We start from the raw sequence: 16,496 nt of genomic DNA on the forward strand, positions 1-16,496 counted from the left end.
AATCTAAAACCTTTTTGATAATAGCTTGCCTGCTGATGTATTTTAGAAAGGTTTAAATCATGAAAATAACTGAAGTTATAAAAAAAGACGGTAGTAAAGTCTATCGTGCTAATGTATATCTAGGAGTTGACCAGGTAACAGGAAAGAAAGTTAAAACTAAAGTAACAGGGCGGACACAAAAGGAAGTTAAGCAGAAAGCTACTCAAGAAAAAATTGCTTTTCAAAAAGCAGGATCCACTAGACAAAAGGCTAGCACCATAAAAAACTATCAAGAATTAGCCAATCTCTGGTTAGAAAGTTATAAGAATACGGTTAAGCCAAACACTCAAGGCAATGTTAGAAAGTTAATTGATAATCATATATTGCCTATTTTGGGGGCTTACAAGCTCGATAAGCTCACTACTCCACTTATCCAGTCCATTATCAACAAACTTGCTGACAAGACTAATAGAGGGGAAAAAGGGGCTTTTCTACACTATGACAAGATACATGCTTTAAACAAACGTATCTTACAATATGGCGTAACCATGCAAGCTATACCGTCCAATCCTGCGCGTGATGTTGTTTTACCTCGTAACACTCAGAAAGCAAAGCGCCAAAAGGTAAAACACTTTGAAAATCAAGAACTAAAAAAGTTTCTTGGTTATCTCGATAATTTAGATAGCGATAGATATCGTTACTACTATGAGACAACGCTCTATAAGTTCCTATTGGCTACTGGTTGCCGTATCAATGAAGCTTTAGCTCTTTCCTGGTCTGATATAGACTTAGATAATGCCGTTGTGCATATTACCAAAACCCTAAATCGGGATCTAGAAATCAATAGCCCAAAATCTAAGGCTAGTTATCGGGATATAGATATAGATCAAGCGACTGTTAGCATGCTAAAGCAGTACAAACTGCGCCAAACTAAAGAGGCTTGGAAGATAGGACAACGTGAAAGCGTGGTATTTTCTGATTTCATTCATGAGTATCCTAGCAGTTCAAGACTTAAAAGAAGATTGCAAACACATTTTAAGCGTGCTGATGTTCCTAACATTGGATTTCACGGATTCCGTCACACTCACGCTAGTCTCTTTCTTAACTCTGGAATACCATACAAAGAACTCCAGTACCGCCTAGGTCATTCCACTTTATCAATGACCATGGATATATATAGCCACCTCTCAAAAGAGAACGCAAAAAAAGCAGTATCATTCTACGAAACTGCACTAAAAGCACTATAGGGAGAGCAAAAAGGGGAGCAAATTTAAAAATCAACATTTCAAGACAAAGTAAAAATCCAATAGCAACAGGTTTTTTGTTAGATTTATTTTGAAAAAGGCCGATTTTGTAGTATAATAGTACGGTGTGAAAAAATATGAAAAATGAGAAAGGATAAGGGATATGAAACAAGTTTTTCTCTCTACAACAACTGAATTTAAAGAGATCGATACGCTTGAACCGGGTACTTGGATCAATCTCGTTAATCCAACTCAAAATGAATCACTCGAAATCGCTAACGCCTTCGATATTGATATTGCCGACCTCCGAGCACCGCTCGATGCGGAAGAAATGTCTCGTATTACCATTGAAGATGAGTACACCCTGATTATCGTAGACGTGCCAGTCACAGAAGAAAGAAATAACCGCACCTACTACGTAACCATCCCACTTGGTATTATCATCACCGAGGAAACCATTATCACTACGTGTTTGGAACCATTACCAGTCCTTGATGTCTTTATCAACCGTCGTTTGCGTAATTTCTACACTTTCATGCGTTCGCGTTTTATCTTTCAGATTCTTTATCGCAATGCAGAGCTCTACCTAACAGCCCTTCGTTCGATTGACCGTAAGAGTGAACAAATCGAAAGTCAACTGCATCAATCAACTCGTAATGAAGAATTGATTGAGCTCATGGAATTGGAAAAAACTATCGTCTATTTCAAGGCTTCCCTCAAAACAAATGAGCGTGTGATTAAGAAATTGACCAGCTCAACCAGTAATATCAAGAAATACCTTGAGGACGAAGACCTGCTTGAAGACACCCTGATTGAAACCCAACAGGCTATCGAGATGGCAGACATTTATGGAAACGTCTTGCATTCTATGACAGAGACCTTCGCCTCTATCATTTCCAACAACCAGAACAACATCATGAAAACCTTGGCCCTTGTGACCATCGTCATGTCCATCCCAACCATGGTCTTTTCTGCCTACGGGATGAACTTTAAGGATAATGAAATCCCTCTAAACGGTGAGCCAAATGCCTTCTGGTTAATCGTCTTTATCGCCTTTGCTATGAGTGTCTCGCTCACTCTCTATCTCATCCATAAAAAATGGTTCTAAGAGGAGTTCCTATGTCTCAGATTGATCTACAAAAATTAACCAAGAAAAACCAAGAGTTTATCCACATCGCTACCCAACAATTCATCAAAGATGGGAAAACAGACGCTGAAATCAAGACTATTTTTGAGGAAGTTATTCCCCAAATCCTTGAGGAGCAAGCCAAAGGTACGACTGCTCGCTCACTCTATGGCGCACCAACTCACTGGGCTCATAGCTTCACTGTCAAAGAGCAGTACGAAAAAGAGCATCCAAAAGAAAATGATGATCCAAAACTCATGATTATGGATTCAGCCCTTTTCATCACTAGCCTCTTTGCTCTCGTCAGCGCCCTCACAACCTTCTTCTCAGCAGATCAAGCTATCGGTTACGGTTTGATTACCCTCCTATTAGTTGGACTTGTTGGTGGATTTGCCTTCTACTTGATGTACTACTTTGTTTACCAATACTATGGACCAGATATGGACCGCAGTCAACGTCCACCTTTCTGGAAATCTGTACTAGTTATCCTAGCTTCTATGTTCCTTTGGCTGCTTGTCTTCTTTGCAACAAGCTTCCTACCAGCTAGCCTTAACCCCGTACTTGCTCCATTGCCGCTAGCTATTATCGGAGCAGCTCTCCTAGCCCTTCGATTCTATCTCAAGAAACGCTTGAACATCCGAAGCGCAAGTGCAGGACCAACACGTTACTAAGAAAAAGAAAGAGCTATGGCATATAGTCAATCTTTAGCTCAGCAGATTCGAAAAATTCTAGCGCTCAAACTTCCTCCCCAAATTTTCGAAGAAGAGCTAGAAGAAAAGAAGCTGTTTGGTGGCCTGGCCTTTATGATTCGTGGTAAAATGGTCCTTACTGTCAGTTCCAGAAAGGATGAACTGGTTATGGTCAGAATTGGCAAGGAAATGGAGAAGCAAGTTCTACCCCGAACAGGAGCTCATACTACATTGATGAGGGGGCGCCTTTATCATGGGTATATAGACTTAGATATAGAAGGCCAAAAAGAATTGCCTTACTGGATTGATTTGGCTCTCTCCTATAATCAAGAGTTGACCAAGTAACTCATATCTAGCGAGATTACTGATTAGAAAACGAAAAGCAACTGCAACAGCGGTTGCTTTTTCACTTGCTTGCCTACAAGCTTCCCTCTACCCTTTTCCCTATAGTTTTCTCCCATCTTTTATGATAAAATAGGCTCAATCTATTTCTAGGGGGATAAAATATGATTTCTACTATTGGTATTGTTAGTTTATCTAGTGGCATTATCGGAGAGGACTTTGTCAAACACGAAGTGGACTTGGGTGTCCAACGTCTCAAGAACCTGGAAGTCAATCCTATCTTTTTGCCCCATTCGCTAAAAGGATTAGACTTTATCAAGAACCATCCTGAAGCTCGTGCAGAGGATTTGATTCATGCCTTTTCTGATGATAGCATCGACATGATCCTATGTGCCATCGGTGGAGACGATACCTATCGCTTACTACCTTATCTTTTTGAAAATGACCAACTACAAAAGGTTATCAAACAAAAAATATTTCTTGGCTTCTCGGATACAACCATGAATCATCTCATGTTGCATAAACTAGGAATCAAGACTTTTTATGGTCAATCCTTTTTAGCAGACATTTGTGAATTAGACAAGGAAATGTTAGCCTATAGCCTTCACTACTTTAAAGAATTGATTGAGACGGGAAGAATCTCAGAAATCCGCCCTAGTGACGTTTGGTATGAGGAACGAACTGATTTTAGTCCCAAGGCTCTGGGGATACCTCGTGTCAGTCATGCAAATACCGGTTTTGAATTATTGCAAGGAAATACCCAGTTTGAGGGAAAAATCCTCGGTGGTTGCCTCGAATCCCTCTACGATATCTTTGACAACTCTCGATACGCAGACAGCACGGAGCTCTGCCAAAAATACAAACTTTTCCCTGACTTGTCAGACTGGGAAGGAAAAATTCTCTTGCTAGAGACAAGCGAAGAAAAGCCTGAGCCAGAAGACTTCAAAAAGATGTTGCGGGCTTTGAAAGACACTGGGATATTCGAAGTCATCAGCGGACTCTTGGTCGGGAAACCTATGGATGAAACTTTCTATGATGACTATAAAGACGCACTATTGGATATCATTGATAGCAATATCCCGATTGTCTATAATTTGAATGTCGGCCACACAACTCCAAGAGCAATTGTCCCCTTTGGGGTCCATGCTCATGTAGATGCACAGGAACAAGTCATTCGCTTTGACTATAACAAAAAATAAATAGTTTCTCTATTTTTGTGCTTTTGTATTGGTTTTCGTTACAATTTGTATCTGAATTTATTGCATTTCGCTAATTTCTATGGTATCCTTTTAAAGGAGGTGTATATGACAAAACAAAAAATTAATCGAATCGTAGGTTCTATTGGTGCCTTTATTGGAATTATAGTATTTATTGCCTACATACCTCAAATTATCGCTAATTTACAAGGAAATAAAGCTCAACCATTTCAACCTTTATCAGCTGCAATATCTTGCTTAATCTGGGTTATTTATGGATGGACAAAGGAACCTAAGAAGGATTGGATACTAATCATTCCAAATTCAGCTGGTGTTATTTTAGGTGGAATCACTTTTCTGACTTCACTCTAACAAATATACTAGTATATATAAAAAGCTGGGAAGAGTTTCTCAGCTTTTTTCTATATTCTCAAATATTCTAGTTACCTATACTCGCTAATTCCTGCTTTTCCATTCACAATCATTCTCGTGGTCATCAACTAGTCCTGCAGCCTGTAGAAAAGACAAGACGGCGACTGGGCCTGTGAACTTGAAACCTCTTTTTTTGAGATCTTTGGCTAATTTCTCAGACAAAGCGGTTTTAGCTGGGGCTTGGCGATAATCGGGAACATCATTAATGACAGTTTTCCCCTCAACAAAAGACCAAAGATAGGCATCAAAAGAGCCATATTCTGCCTGTAGTCGTAGAAAGGCTTGGGCGTTAGCGCGTGTAGCAAAAATCTTGGCTCTATTTCGAATGATGGCTGGATTCTCCAGCAAGTCTTCCAGTTCGGTGTCGGTCATCTCTGCGACTGCGTGAATTTGATAGCCATAAAATGCTTCTCGGAAAGCTTGGCGTTTGTTGAGCACCGTTTCCCAAGACAGGCCTGCCTGATAGGTTTCCATACACAACAACTCAAACAATGCTTGATCATCATGGAGGGGCTGCCCCCACTCCTCATCATGATAGGCGATGTAGAGCGGATTGGTCATCTTGACCCACGAACAACGTTTTGTCATGCTCTACTCCTATTTGACCAACATTTTGAGGGCAGACTTGATGTAGTTCTCAGCTGTATCTGTCGTTCCTTCAAAGAATTTCTTGATTTTCTTGAGTTCGGTCGCCTTGTAGCCCAGTGCCAGCATGGCTTCCATGGCTTCTTCCAGTTCTTGGTTTTCAGCGCTAGCTTGCACTACCACCTTGGCAGGAAGATCATCTCCAGCAACTACTACCTTGCCTTCCAAGTCCAGCACCATCTGCTGGGCTGTTTTCTTGCCAATTTTAGGAAACTTGGTCAAGTAGGTGATGTTCTTGGTTTCGATGGCTTGGACCAAACCAGCATTGTCATCGGCAGCGATAATAGCAAGAGCTGACACCGGACCAATCCCAGAGACCGAAATCAGACTGAGAAAGAGCTTCTTCTCATCCTCTGAGCGAAATCCATAAAGCAAATGGGCGTCCTCACGCACAACCTGATGCACATAAATTTGAGCTTCTTGATTGACCTGTCCTGAGTAGGCATAGGGATTGGCCACATGCAAAATATAACCGATACCGTTGACTTCAAGGACAATGTATTTAGCAGTGATTTTGGTAATGATTCCTTTTAAATATTCGTACATAGTTTTCCTTTTAGTTTAATATTTCCCCAACTCACGGAGACTGGTGTGATTTTCCTGAATGCGTCGGAACATCTTTTCCATATCCGACTTGGTGAAGTGCACCAAAACAGGACGTCCGTGGGGACAGTTGTAGGGATTGTCACATTGAGAGAGCTGATAGAGGAGTTGTCTGGCCGAATGGTCATCGATACGGTGATTGGCCTTGATAGATCGCTTGCAGGACATCATAATAGCCAGCTCTGCTCGGTATTTCTTGATAGAAACTTCCTTGGTCAAGAGTAGCATATCACACATCTCATAGATGCCTGATTCAATCTCTTCTTCTGCCATCCAGATAGGATGTTCACGTAGAATAAATTGATTTTCTCCGTACTCTGCTAGAAAGACGCCCACTTCCTCCAAATGTGTCATTCTTTCCTTGAGACGGAGGGCATCATCCGCTGGAAATTCAAAGATATAGGGCACTAGGAGTTGCTGCTGGCTCTGGTCAACATTGCCAATGCTTTCACGGTACTCCTCGTACTTGACCCGTTCCTGAGCCGCGTGCTGGTCTATGATATAGAGCCCATCTCGCCCTTGGGCAAAGAGATAAGTTCCATGCATTTGTCCGAAAAATTCCAACTCTGGAAAGCTGGATGATTCTTCTCGCTCCAGCTTGTCATATGCCTTATCCAAACTGGCTAAATCTAGCTCTGGATGATCTAGTTGGTCATAATTAACAGTCTTTCTCTCTGCAAAATGCAGTTTTGCTGGCTTGGTTAGCTGATCCAAGGTTTCCTTGGCAAATAAAGTTAAATCCTGTCCTTCATCAGTCAATTCTACCTGATAATCAGCTACTTCAGCTTGACTAGGTCTTGTCGGCTCAGTATTCTCATAGTAGAGTGTATTTTCTTTGAGTGGGAGAATAGTTTGCTCCACCTTCTCACGATTGCGCACGGTAGATTTGGCAAGATTTTCCAAGGCATCAGGTATCAATGTCTGCTCCTTGAGACTGTTGGAAATAGCTTCTGAAACCAGTGTCATCAGTTCTTTTTCCTTGGAAATCCGCACCTCTTGCTTGGTTGGGTGCACATTGACATCCGCTAGATAGGGGTCGATATGAATGTGAATGACAGCCAGTGGAAAACGGCCTACCATGAGCTTACTACCATAGCCATCAAGAATAGCACGATTGAGTAAAAAGTTCTTGATATAACGGCCATTGATGAAGAGACTGATATAGTTGCGGTTGGCTCTAGTTAACTCAGGCAAGGACACAAAACCTGAAATTTCGAAATCCAGGTCAGAATTCTCAATTTCAATCATCTTCTTGGCACTCGCCAAACCGTAAATCCCTGCGATAGCTTGGCGCAGTTGACCAGTACCTGCTGTCCGCGTCATTTCCTTGCCATCACTGATCAAACTAAAAGAAATCTCAGGATGGGCCAAGCCCAGACGGTTGACAATATCAATGATATGAGACAGCTCCGCTTGCTGACTCTTCATATACTTGAGGCGGGCAGGAGTGTTGAAAAAGAGGTCCTCCACACAAACCTTGGTTCCCACAGGGCTAGTCGCCGGGATGACTTCCTCAACTTCACCCCCACGCGCGACGAGCTTGGTTCCATGACTTGCACCATCCATCGCCGTCAAAAGGGTCAAAACACTAACAGAAGCAATAGAAGGCAAGGCTTCACCACGAAAACCAAGCGTCCGAATCCGAAAGAGGTCTGCTTGATTTTTTATCTTACTGGTCGCATGACGACGCAGGGCCAATTCCACCTCATCGTGGGCAATTCCATGACCATTATCCGTAATTTGAATCTTCTTGAGACCTGCTTCCTCAATCTCAATGATAATCTGACTAGAACCCGCGTCAATGGCATTTTCTACCAACTCCTTAACAACGCTAGCTGGGCGCTCGATAACCTCTCCAGCTGCAATCTGGTTTGCCAGCACCTCTGGCAATTCAATAATATGAGACATTTTTCAGCCCCTTTCTGTATCTGTTTTCCTAGAAATTGATTAGTGCTATTATACCATATTTCAGATAGGACAGAAAAGCTCCACCACATAGAAGCCAAATCCCGCCACATAGACAAAGTCCCTTGCAAGGGTCTGGAAAATAGTGTTTAATAAAGATATACAGGAAGTGATCACAACCTTGTATAACTAAAAAGGAGAAAAATTTATGAAAGTAGAACTACAGATTAGTGAGACTTACGAAGAGGAAAAGCTGATTGTTCAAGCACCTCAAGAGACCGAAAAAGTCCAAAAAGTCATCGAGTTCGCAGAAAATCTGGATCTAACAGAAAAAATCAAAGGGAAAATCAATAATCAGGTCTATCTAGTCGAGATTGTCAAGATTCAACGATTCTATATCGAGAATCGGAAGGTTCTAGCAGAAACCGCGAGTCAGACCTACAGCATTGATTTGCGACTCTATCAGGTCCTTGAAATTCTGCCAAGCAATTTTATCCAAATTTCCCAATCAGAAATCATCAATATCGATTCCATCTCTCATCTCAAGCTCACCCCCAACGGCCTAGTAGAAATTTTCTTGAAAAACGAAAGCTTCACCTACTCTTCACGCCGTTATCTAAAAACCATCAAGGAGAAATTAGAACTATGAAAAAACAAATCTTCCACGACGCAGCTGCTGGTGTCCTCATCGGCCTCATCCTATCTATCATCTTTTCACTCATTTATGCACCAAATACCTACGCTCCACTTAGCCCTGAATCTCTCGTCGGCCAAGTGATGACCCAACATCAGATTCACGGTGCCCTGGTCTTGCTCTACTGCACACTGATCTGGGCAGCCATTGGTATTCTCTTCAACTTTGGCAAGCGATTATTCAGCCGTGACTGGAGCATGCTTCGTGCCACTCTGACTCATTTCTTCCTTATGCTGGCTGGCTTTGTCCCACTAGCAACCCTAGCAGGTTGGTTCCCCTTCCACTGGAATTTCTACCTCCAGCTCATTATCGAGTTTGCGATTGTCTACCTCATCATTTGGACTATTTCCTATAAAAGAGCATCAAAAAAAGTAGACCATATCAATCAACTCTTGGAGCATAGAAAGTAAGAACCTCATAATAAGCAAATCCGAGAAAGAAACTTCTCGGTTTTTCTTTATCCTGCTGCACCTTGCTATCATAGCAGTTATTTTCAGATCTTCTTTGTAAATTTTCTGTAATTTTCTATCTTTTTTCAAAATATTCTTGCATTTTTCCAAAATTTTTTGTAGAATATAGATTACATATCCAGATTATTCTGAAAATTCAAAAAGGAGCATCTATCATGTCACAAGCTATTTCGTTAAATCAATCAACCTGGACAAGTAAACTAAAAGCAATGGGACCTGGAATCCTAATGGCTTCTGCCGCTGTTGGAGGTTCTCACATTGTATCTTCCACTCAAGCTGGTGGTTCTTACGGTTGGTCTCTACTTCTCTTGGTCATCTTAGCCAATGTCTTTAAATATCCATTTTTCCGTTTTGGTGCTGAATACACAGCTGATACTGGAAAGACTTTGGTTGAAGGTTATGCCGAAAAAGGGAAACTCTATCTCTGGATTTTCTTTATCCTAAATGTCTTTTCGGCTATGGTCAACACAGCTGGTGTCGCTATTCTGTGCTCAGCTATCATCGCCAGTGCCTTCCCAATGATCGGTCTTAGCATCACTCAGTGGTCCCTCATTCTCGTTGCAATCATTTGGGCTATGTTACTCTTTGGAGGCTACAAACTCTTAGACGGCATGGCAAAATGGATCATGTCAGCTTTGACCATTGCAACTGTTCTTGCAGTTATCATCGCGGCGGTCAAGCATCCAGAATATAGTTCTAATTTTGTCGAAAAGACACCTTGGCAAATGGCAGCTCTACCCTTCATCGTTTCCCTCTTAGGGTGGATGCCGGCTCCTATTGAAATTTCAGCTATCAATTCACTTTGGTCTGCTGAAAAGAAAAAGACCGTCAACTTTAACACAGAGGACGCTCTATTTGACTTTAACGTTGGTTACATTGGAACAGCCATCCTAGCTGTGTTCTTTGTAGCACTGGGAGCATTGATTCAATATCCTACAGGGCAAGCAGTTGAAGCTGCTTCAGCCAAATACATCTCTCAATTCGTGGGCATGTATGCCTCTGTTCTTGGCGAATGGTCCCGTTACTTGATTACCTTTATTGCCTTCCTGTGTATCTTTGGAACCGTTATTACTGTTATCGATGGTTACTCTCGTGTCAATCAGGAATCTCTCCGACTGCTAATCAGTCAAAAAGAAGACAGTAGTAAATCTTTGAACATCTGGATGACCATCACTGCTATCATCGGTATCGTCATTATCAAGTTCTTCGCTGGTCAGGTTTCAACCATGCTCCGCTTTGCCATGATTGGTTCTTTCCTGACAACACCATTCTTCGCTCTTTTGAACTACGCCTTGGTAACGCGTGAAAACAAAAATCTTCCTTCTTGGCTCAAACACCTTGCCATTGCAGGATTGATTTTCCTCTTTGGCTTCGCCATCTTCTTTATCTACGCACTCGCAATCGGAAAAGCAGGATAATCGACAAAGCGCGAGATGAAGATAAGGTTTCATTTCAAGAGAAAATTCAGTAAATATTTCTATGATAAAAAGCATAAGAACAAGGTTTTTAAGACCTGAACTTATGCTTTTTTACGTTCTCAAAGACTGTTTATACTCAAAAAACAGTTGAACAACTTCAACCACCTCTTATAAGAACTTTATACTATTCGAAAATCTCTTCAAACCACGTCAGCTCTATCTGCAACCTCAAAGCTGTGCTTTGAGCAACCTGCTACTAGCTTCCTAGTTTGCTCTTTGATTTTCATTGAGTATTAATTCTCCCTTTCCAACTCATACAAATCTGCGATAATCGCTGCGACACGTTTGATATCTTCCAGCATACCTCGCATTTCAAAGTCAGCCAAGACAGGGAAACCAAAACGTTGGCTGTATTGCTTAGCTGTCAGGCAGTATTGGTTATTAAAGTTACGATTTCCTGAGCCAACCACGCCAAAACACTTACTAGCATTGTCACCATAGGCGATAAAATCCCCCACTGGTGTCGTCAAAATCTCTACATCTCCGTTATCAACGCCATTCCCACCTTCAAGGTAGGTCGGTAGAAAGGCGACGTAAGGGTGGTCCATTTCATAGAAATCGTGACCTTCCTTGACCAAATCCTTAATATGAATCTTTCGAACCTCAATTCCCTCGTACTGGGACAAGAGATAGTCTTTCAAGCGCGTCACAAAACTTTCAGTGTTGCCACTCAAACTAATATAAACTAAAGAAATTGTCTCCATATGTACCTCCATGATTTTATTTTTAATCGAAAAAGAACTACCAAGATTGTATCTTGATAGTTATTTTTTGTCAATACTTAGGCAAGATTTTCTGCTTCCTCTTCTTCTGCCAAGGCTTTCTGTTGTCGCCACATCTTATAGAAGACAAGGGCTAGGAAGAGAATATTGATGACGATATAGAAAATACTGACAGCTTTTGAACCAATACTCATTGTCAAACGCATAGTCTCATCTTGAACCAACTGCACAGCGTCCTGTAAACCAACATAGCCATAAATCGAACCGATAATAGCTAACAAAACATAGCCAACGTAAGTATAGTTTGCATATTGCAAATTCTTACGAATAAGGAAGACAATCGCTACTACAACTAAAATAGCAGATAGCACAATCAAAGCAACATTAAAAATAGAATGAGATATTTCTGCCACTCTATAGCTATAATTAATGCTATCTTCTACCTGCTGAGCACTGACCCCTGCAACCTGTTTCTGAGCGGCAGCGGAACGAAGGACTTCTTTGCTAGGTATGGGACCCAACATTCCAAACAGAGATGAAACTGAAATAAGAGCAGACAAGATTAGCAAGACCCATAGATAAATCGGTTTCTTTTTCATGATAGAACCTCCTGATATTATTATTTATATTATAGCACCTTTTGTAAGGGAATACAAGTCTTATAGTATCGTTTCTACCTGTTTTCGGTAGGCTTTTGGTGATTTTCCGCACAATTTTCGGAACACTTTATAGAAATATCCCACGTTACTGTAACCAACAGCATAACAAATATCTTCGATACTGTCACTGGTTGAAAGCAAAAGTTGTTGGGCGGCCTTAATACGTTGTTTGTTTAGTAACTCTGCGAAGGTCGAATTGGTTTCTCGCTTAATCAACTGACCTAGATAGACAGGATTGATAAAGAGATCTTTACTGATATCCTTGAGGGAAAGTTCTTTCTGATAATCACGCCCAATGACTTCCAGCACACTGACCACATTTTCATTCATACGATATTGCCCAAAGAATCGAGTCAGAGTTTCCTTGATATAAGGAACCAATTCATCGAAGGTTTGAATAGCATGAATGGTTTTGACAATGTCCGTCATATCATCAGCTTTGAGATGTTCAAACAAGTGGAAAACATCCATGACAAACTGGATAAAAAGCTGTTTGGTAATCGGAACACGCGGCGTATTTTCAAGAACCACCTTCTCCAAAAGGTTCAATTCTTCCACGATTTGATTGAGATTCCCCTGAATGATAACCCTATAAATCGGTTCGTAATAGGCAAAGAGACTCTGAGACTGTTTTAGATTTACAGAACCGTAAAAGAGGGCTTTCTCAGCATTCAGCTTCCAGCGTTCAAAGTGTTCTTGATAGGGAGCTTCAAAGGGAGTAACGACTAAACCATCTAGGGCTTGGTCAGAAATGAAAATCTGCCAGTCTTGGCCTAAGACATAGTAGGGAATGGTGAAGGAGCCTTGTTTTTCCTTGGATAGACCTATCCACCAATTCTCCTTATCCCCTAAATAACTAACAAATCCAGCCTCATCTAAATCTTGACTGAGAGTCTGACTTTTCTTTCCTCTCTCGCCGAGCTGACCTGCAATCTTCTCCAGCAGATTTCCCAACTCTACCTTATCAACAGGTTTGACCAGATAGTCCACCACACTAAGGTTCATTGCTCTTTTGACATAATCAAACTCCTGATAACCCGAGAGCAAGATATAGGCAGCATCTGGTAATATCTCTTTCATTTCCCGAATCATGTCAAGTCCTGTTTTGTCGGGCATATTGACATCGGAAATGACCACATCTACTGGATTTTCCTGCACATATTCTAAAGCTTCATCGGCATGACTGGCTGTTGCGACGACCTCCATATCCCACTTATCAAAGGGAATCAAACGCTTCAGACCTTCTGTCACCATGTACTCATCATCTACTAATAATACTTTATACATTTTCTCCCTTTCTACTCATCTTGAATTGTAATACGATACTGAACACCTGCTTGCTCTGCAGACTCTACACTAATGGCATAGCGGTCTCCAAAATAGAGCACAAAACGCTCATGTACATTGGCAATCCCGATAGACTGCTTTTGATCACTGTAACTGGCTTGGTGTTCAAAATGTCTCTGACTTAATTTTTCTCGGAGATTTGCCAGCTTTTCAGACGACATACCACGACCATTATCTACTACTAAAATTTCCACAAAACCATCTCGTTTAAGCGCCTTGATGCTAATCACATTATCTGTCCGTCTGTGGTCAACACCATGCGCGAAATAATTTTCTACCAGCGGTTGCAAGGTAAACTTGGGAATCTTCATATTCTCTAACTCTGGATCTATCTTGAAACCATAGGCAATGGACTTGGGATAGCGAACCATGCAGAGATAGCTGTATTTACGGCAAAATTCTAATTCCTGTTTGAGAAGAGTTTCTCTTTCGTCAGAAATATTGTTACGCAAGAGACTACTGAACTCATAAATGATATCTGCTAACTCATCTTGACTTTGCATAACTGCGTACATACGCAAGAACTCCAGAGTATTGTACATAAAATGAGGATTGATTTGAGCCTGTAAGGCTCGCATATTGGCATCTTTTTGACTAAGCTCTAACTGATAAATATCATGGATATTCTTTTCCAAGCGATCCAACATATCATTGGTGGTCTCTGCGATTAAGAGCAATTCCTGATCCTTTTCAAGCGTATCAATGCGAAGACCTTCTTCCCCTTGGGCAATAGCATGGATGGAATCCACCAAATCCACTACCTGCTTTTGATAGTTGGCAAAGGTCTGCCTCAAAGTCAGATAGAGAATGACAATAAAGAGAAGGCTCAAGCCCACAATCAAAGCAGAGCTGGTCACCGTTCCTTGTAAAACAAAATTTTTAGGAACTGCCACCTGAACCTGATAGCCATGAGAGGTCACACCGACAAACCAGTTTTCATGCTCCCTATTGACCCTCTCACCAATATGAAAAATCTCCGTATCAAAAGGCGATGTCACAGTAACAGCCATCGGGATATGACCTCGGGTATTGTCTACAGCATGGTATAAGATTTCTGGATCCAAGGAAATATAAACAACCCCTATAGATTGATCCGTCGCTGGATCTAAAATAGGAACTCCAAAACTATTGGCCTCTGGTTTAAAGCCTTCCGCAAGTACCGAATGACCCCCTCTCTCATTTCTACTCGAAACATAAACTTCTTTAAAGTCCTGCAAGACGATTGCAACACCCGTTATATAGTCATTCTGAACATACAGGTCATCGATATTTTCATACAGAGAAATAGAAGTTGACGAAGCCGCTTGATGCTCCAACAGCCAATAAAAATACTCAGAAGTTGACAGGCTAAAGTACTTATAAACCCCTTGTATCCGGTCTTGATTGGCTACTAAATCTTGAGCTAGCTGGGCTGACTCGCGATAATAATATTCCACCTCTTCGACTGTTCGAGTGGTTACACGCTGGGCTACTCTCTGGGCTTCCTTTTCCCGTGAATCCCAGTCGGCGTAAGAGAGTAAGATTGCAAAACTCGCAATAATAATCATCATAACTGAACTGTAGGTTCTTAGAAGCGTATGTAGCCAAAACTGCTTCATTCTATTTTGTCGCCAATTTTTCATGGATACTTTCATAGACCGGTTCCAACATATCACTGATAAAGAAATGCCACATCCCAATTCCTACAAAGAAAAGTAGGGCAGGCATATAGTAACCAATTGTCACAAGTAGCACAGTTCCAAGGAGAACCTTGGCCACAGCTGCTAGACTCATAAAGATACTAATCAAGGATAGTTTGAGACTATTTCGATAGGACAAATCAAAATAAACTTGTAATTTCAAAGACACTGTATAGGCCAAAAAGATCAGGGCAACTACTAGGACATTCAAAAAGGTCGCAATCAGATGAACAATAGTCTGATGAGGCAATTGCACCAAGAGATACAAGCCATAAACCAAAACTAGATCCACTCCTAGAAAGCTATAGAAAATCAGGTTGCTTGATACAAAATTTTGCTTGTAAAGAGACCAAGCCTCCTTCAAACTGTATTCTCGAAAGCTATAACCATGTTCTGCATATAAACTCATCAAGGTGGCACTAGCCGGTGCTAGACCAAGAATAAGCCCTCCTGCTAAAGTTAATAGCCAAAAGAAGGCTGTCGCAATCATCCCTAAAAAGAAACGATTAAAGACAAAGTCTAAAAATCTCCCCATGATATCCTCCTAAAAATAACTCTGAAACTATTATATCATATTTCAAGCGTTTTCAAAAAATTCTAGTGCCCATTTACAATCCCATCAAACCGTGATACAATGAGAATTGTGAAAAAATGATCAGGAGACAATTCATGAAGAAATCTATCTTAACTACACTGCTTTTTGCAGTTCTTTACTTCCTCTGCATGGGGATTGGTGTCCTTTTGGGCAATCTCTTTGACCAAACTGGAAACATGTTTTATGCGCCTGCTTTTACTGCCCTTGTCGGCGGTAGCGTCTATATGATCCTAGTCGCAAAAGTTCCGCGCTTTGGAGCCATTACCACTATCGGCCTTGTCATCGCCCTCTTTTTCTTGGGAACTAAACACGGTGCCGGTGCCTTCCTTCCTGGAATTATCTGTGGTCTGCTAGCAGATGGAGTAGCTAACCTCGGAAAATATAAGGACCAAACAAAGAACCTCCTTTCTTTCCTTATTTTTGCCTTTAGCTCAACCGGTCCAATCTTGCTTATGTGGATTGCGCCCAAAGCCTATATGGCAACCCTTCTAGTAAGAGGAAAATCCCAAGAATATATCGACCGTATCATGGTTGCGCCAAATCCTGGAACCATCCTTTTATTTATCGCAAGTGTTGTCATCGGAGCCCTAGTGGGTGCCTTGATTGGACAAGCCTTGAGTAAAAAGTTTGCACAGAAAATCTGATTACTAAAAAAGAGCCAGGCGGCTCTTTTTTATTTGGCTCTATAATA

At 41.3% G+C, this 16,496-nt stretch carries 18 protein-coding genes; 10 read left to right on the forward strand and 8 right to left on the reverse strand.

The annotated features are described in order from the left end of the window. Positions 1-59: 59 nt before the first annotated feature. The 6 genes from KV696_RS06115 (at position 60) to KV696_RS06140 (ending at position 4,948) form a co-directional block, all read left to right on the forward strand. Entirely contained in the window at positions 60-1,226 is a 1,167-nt protein-coding gene (locus KV696_RS06115; RefSeq protein ID WP_219967130.1) for a tyrosine-type recombinase/integrase, read from the forward strand. A gap of 160 nt (positions 1,227-1,386) precedes the next feature. Next, positions 1,387-2,331 (forward strand): magnesium transporter CorA family protein, encoded by a 945-nt coding sequence (locus KV696_RS06120; RefSeq protein ID WP_000815623.1) that lies wholly within the window; start codon positions 1,387-1,389, stop codon positions 2,329-2,331. 11 nt (positions 2,332-2,342) lie between these two features. Further along, positions 2,343-3,020 (forward strand): DUF1129 domain-containing protein, encoded by a 678-nt coding sequence (locus KV696_RS06125; RefSeq protein ID WP_061088493.1) that lies wholly within the window; start codon positions 2,343-2,345, stop codon positions 3,018-3,020. Positions 3,021-3,035: 15 nt separating this feature from the next. Beyond that, on the forward strand, positions 3,036-3,383 hold the full coding sequence (locus tag KV696_RS06130; protein ID WP_000331824.1) for a hypothetical protein: 348 nt from the start codon (positions 3,036-3,038) through the stop codon (positions 3,381-3,383). A gap of 161 nt (positions 3,384-3,544) precedes the next feature. Further along, on the forward strand, positions 3,545-4,579 hold the full coding sequence (locus KV696_RS06135; RefSeq protein WP_219967131.1) for a S66 family peptidase: 1,035 nt from the start codon (positions 3,545-3,547) through the stop codon (positions 4,577-4,579). A 105-nt stretch (positions 4,580-4,684) separates the two neighbouring features. Then, positions 4,685-4,948, forward strand: a complete 264-nt coding sequence (locus KV696_RS06140; protein WP_000166114.1) for a SemiSWEET family transporter — start codon at positions 4,685-4,687, stop codon at positions 4,946-4,948. 84 nt (positions 4,949-5,032) lie between these two features. On the opposite strand, the gene KV696_RS06145 is transcribed toward KV696_RS06140, so the two are convergent. From KV696_RS06145 to mutL, 3 genes are read right to left on the reverse strand one after another with little or no spacing between them, the layout of a single operon-like run. Beyond that, complete coding sequence (locus KV696_RS06145) at positions 5,033-5,596, reverse strand: DNA-3-methyladenine glycosylase I (protein WP_219967132.1); 564 nt, start codon at positions 5,594-5,596, stop codon at positions 5,033-5,035. A gap of 9 nt (positions 5,597-5,605) precedes the next feature. After that, a complete protein-coding gene (gene ruvA / locus KV696_RS06150) occupies positions 5,606-6,199 on the reverse strand; it encodes a Holliday junction branch migration protein RuvA (protein ID WP_219967133.1) in 594 nt (197 codons plus the stop codon). A gap of 15 nt (positions 6,200-6,214) precedes the next feature. Further along, entirely contained in the window at positions 6,215-8,164 is a 1,950-nt protein-coding gene (gene mutL, locus KV696_RS06155; RefSeq protein WP_219967134.1) for a DNA mismatch repair endonuclease MutL, read from the reverse strand. 205 nt (positions 8,165-8,369) lie between these two features. Between mutL and KV696_RS06160 the strand changes: the two genes are divergently transcribed. The 3 genes from KV696_RS06160 to KV696_RS06170 all read left to right on the forward strand — a co-directional run bounded on the left by KV696_RS06160 (position 8,370) and on the right by KV696_RS06170 (position 10,743). Further along, positions 8,370-8,810, forward strand: a complete 441-nt coding sequence (locus KV696_RS06160; protein ID WP_219967135.1) for a LytTR family DNA-binding domain-containing protein — start codon at positions 8,370-8,372, stop codon at positions 8,808-8,810. Then, positions 8,807-9,265, forward strand: coding sequence for a DUF3021 domain-containing protein (locus tag KV696_RS06165; RefSeq protein WP_219967136.1), 459 nt, complete (start codon positions 8,807-8,809; stop codon positions 9,263-9,265). Before KV696_RS06160 ends, KV696_RS06165 begins: the two co-directional genes overlap by 4 nt. A 215-nt stretch (positions 9,266-9,480) precedes the next feature. Beyond that, a complete protein-coding gene (locus KV696_RS06170; RefSeq protein WP_219967137.1) occupies positions 9,481-10,743 on the forward strand; it encodes an NRAMP family divalent metal transporter in 1,263 nt (420 codons plus the stop codon). A 293-nt stretch (positions 10,744-11,036) separates the two neighbouring features. Here the strand turns inward: KV696_RS06170 and nrdI are convergent, their stop codons facing one another. The 5 genes from nrdI to KV696_RS06195 all read right to left on the reverse strand — a co-directional run bounded on the left by nrdI (position 11,037) and on the right by KV696_RS06195 (position 15,745). Then, a complete protein-coding gene (nrdI, locus tag KV696_RS06175) occupies positions 11,037-11,507 on the reverse strand; it encodes a class Ib ribonucleoside-diphosphate reductase assembly flavoprotein NrdI (protein WP_219967138.1) in 471 nt (156 codons plus the stop codon). A 77-nt stretch (positions 11,508-11,584) separates the two neighbouring features. Continuing rightward, positions 11,585-12,124 carry an ABC transporter permease gene (locus KV696_RS06180; protein ID WP_219967139.1) on the reverse strand — a complete coding sequence of 180 codons (540 nt, stop codon included), beginning with the start codon at positions 12,122-12,124 and terminating at the stop codon, positions 11,585-11,587. 60 nt (positions 12,125-12,184) lie between these two features. Beyond that, a complete protein-coding gene (locus tag KV696_RS06185; RefSeq protein WP_219967140.1) occupies positions 12,185-13,471 on the reverse strand; it encodes a response regulator transcription factor in 1,287 nt (428 codons plus the stop codon). Between the two features lie 11 nt (positions 13,472-13,482). Next, the gene (locus KV696_RS06190; RefSeq protein WP_284440259.1) at positions 13,483-15,153 is read right to left on the reverse strand and encodes a sensor histidine kinase; all 1,671 of its coding nucleotides are present in this window, start codon (positions 15,151-15,153) and stop codon (positions 13,483-13,485) included. Next, positions 15,131-15,745: a YesL family protein gene (locus tag KV696_RS06195; RefSeq protein WP_219967142.1), complete on the reverse strand. Its 615-nt coding sequence runs from the start codon at positions 15,743-15,745 to the stop codon at positions 15,131-15,133. The genes KV696_RS06190 and KV696_RS06195 overlap by 23 nt, the downstream gene beginning before the upstream one ends. A 134-nt stretch (positions 15,746-15,879) precedes the next feature. On the opposite strand from KV696_RS06195, the gene KV696_RS06200 reads away from it, so the two are divergent. Then, entirely contained in the window at positions 15,880-16,449 is a 570-nt protein-coding gene (locus tag KV696_RS06200; RefSeq protein WP_219967143.1) for an MptD family putative ECF transporter S component, read from the forward strand. Positions 16,450-16,496: the final 47 nt, after the last annotated feature.

It is taken from the genome of Streptococcus humanilactis (genome assembly GCF_019448275.1).
GTDB classification, from domain to species: domain Bacteria; phylum Bacillota; class Bacilli; order Lactobacillales; family Streptococcaceae; genus Streptococcus; species Streptococcus humanilactis.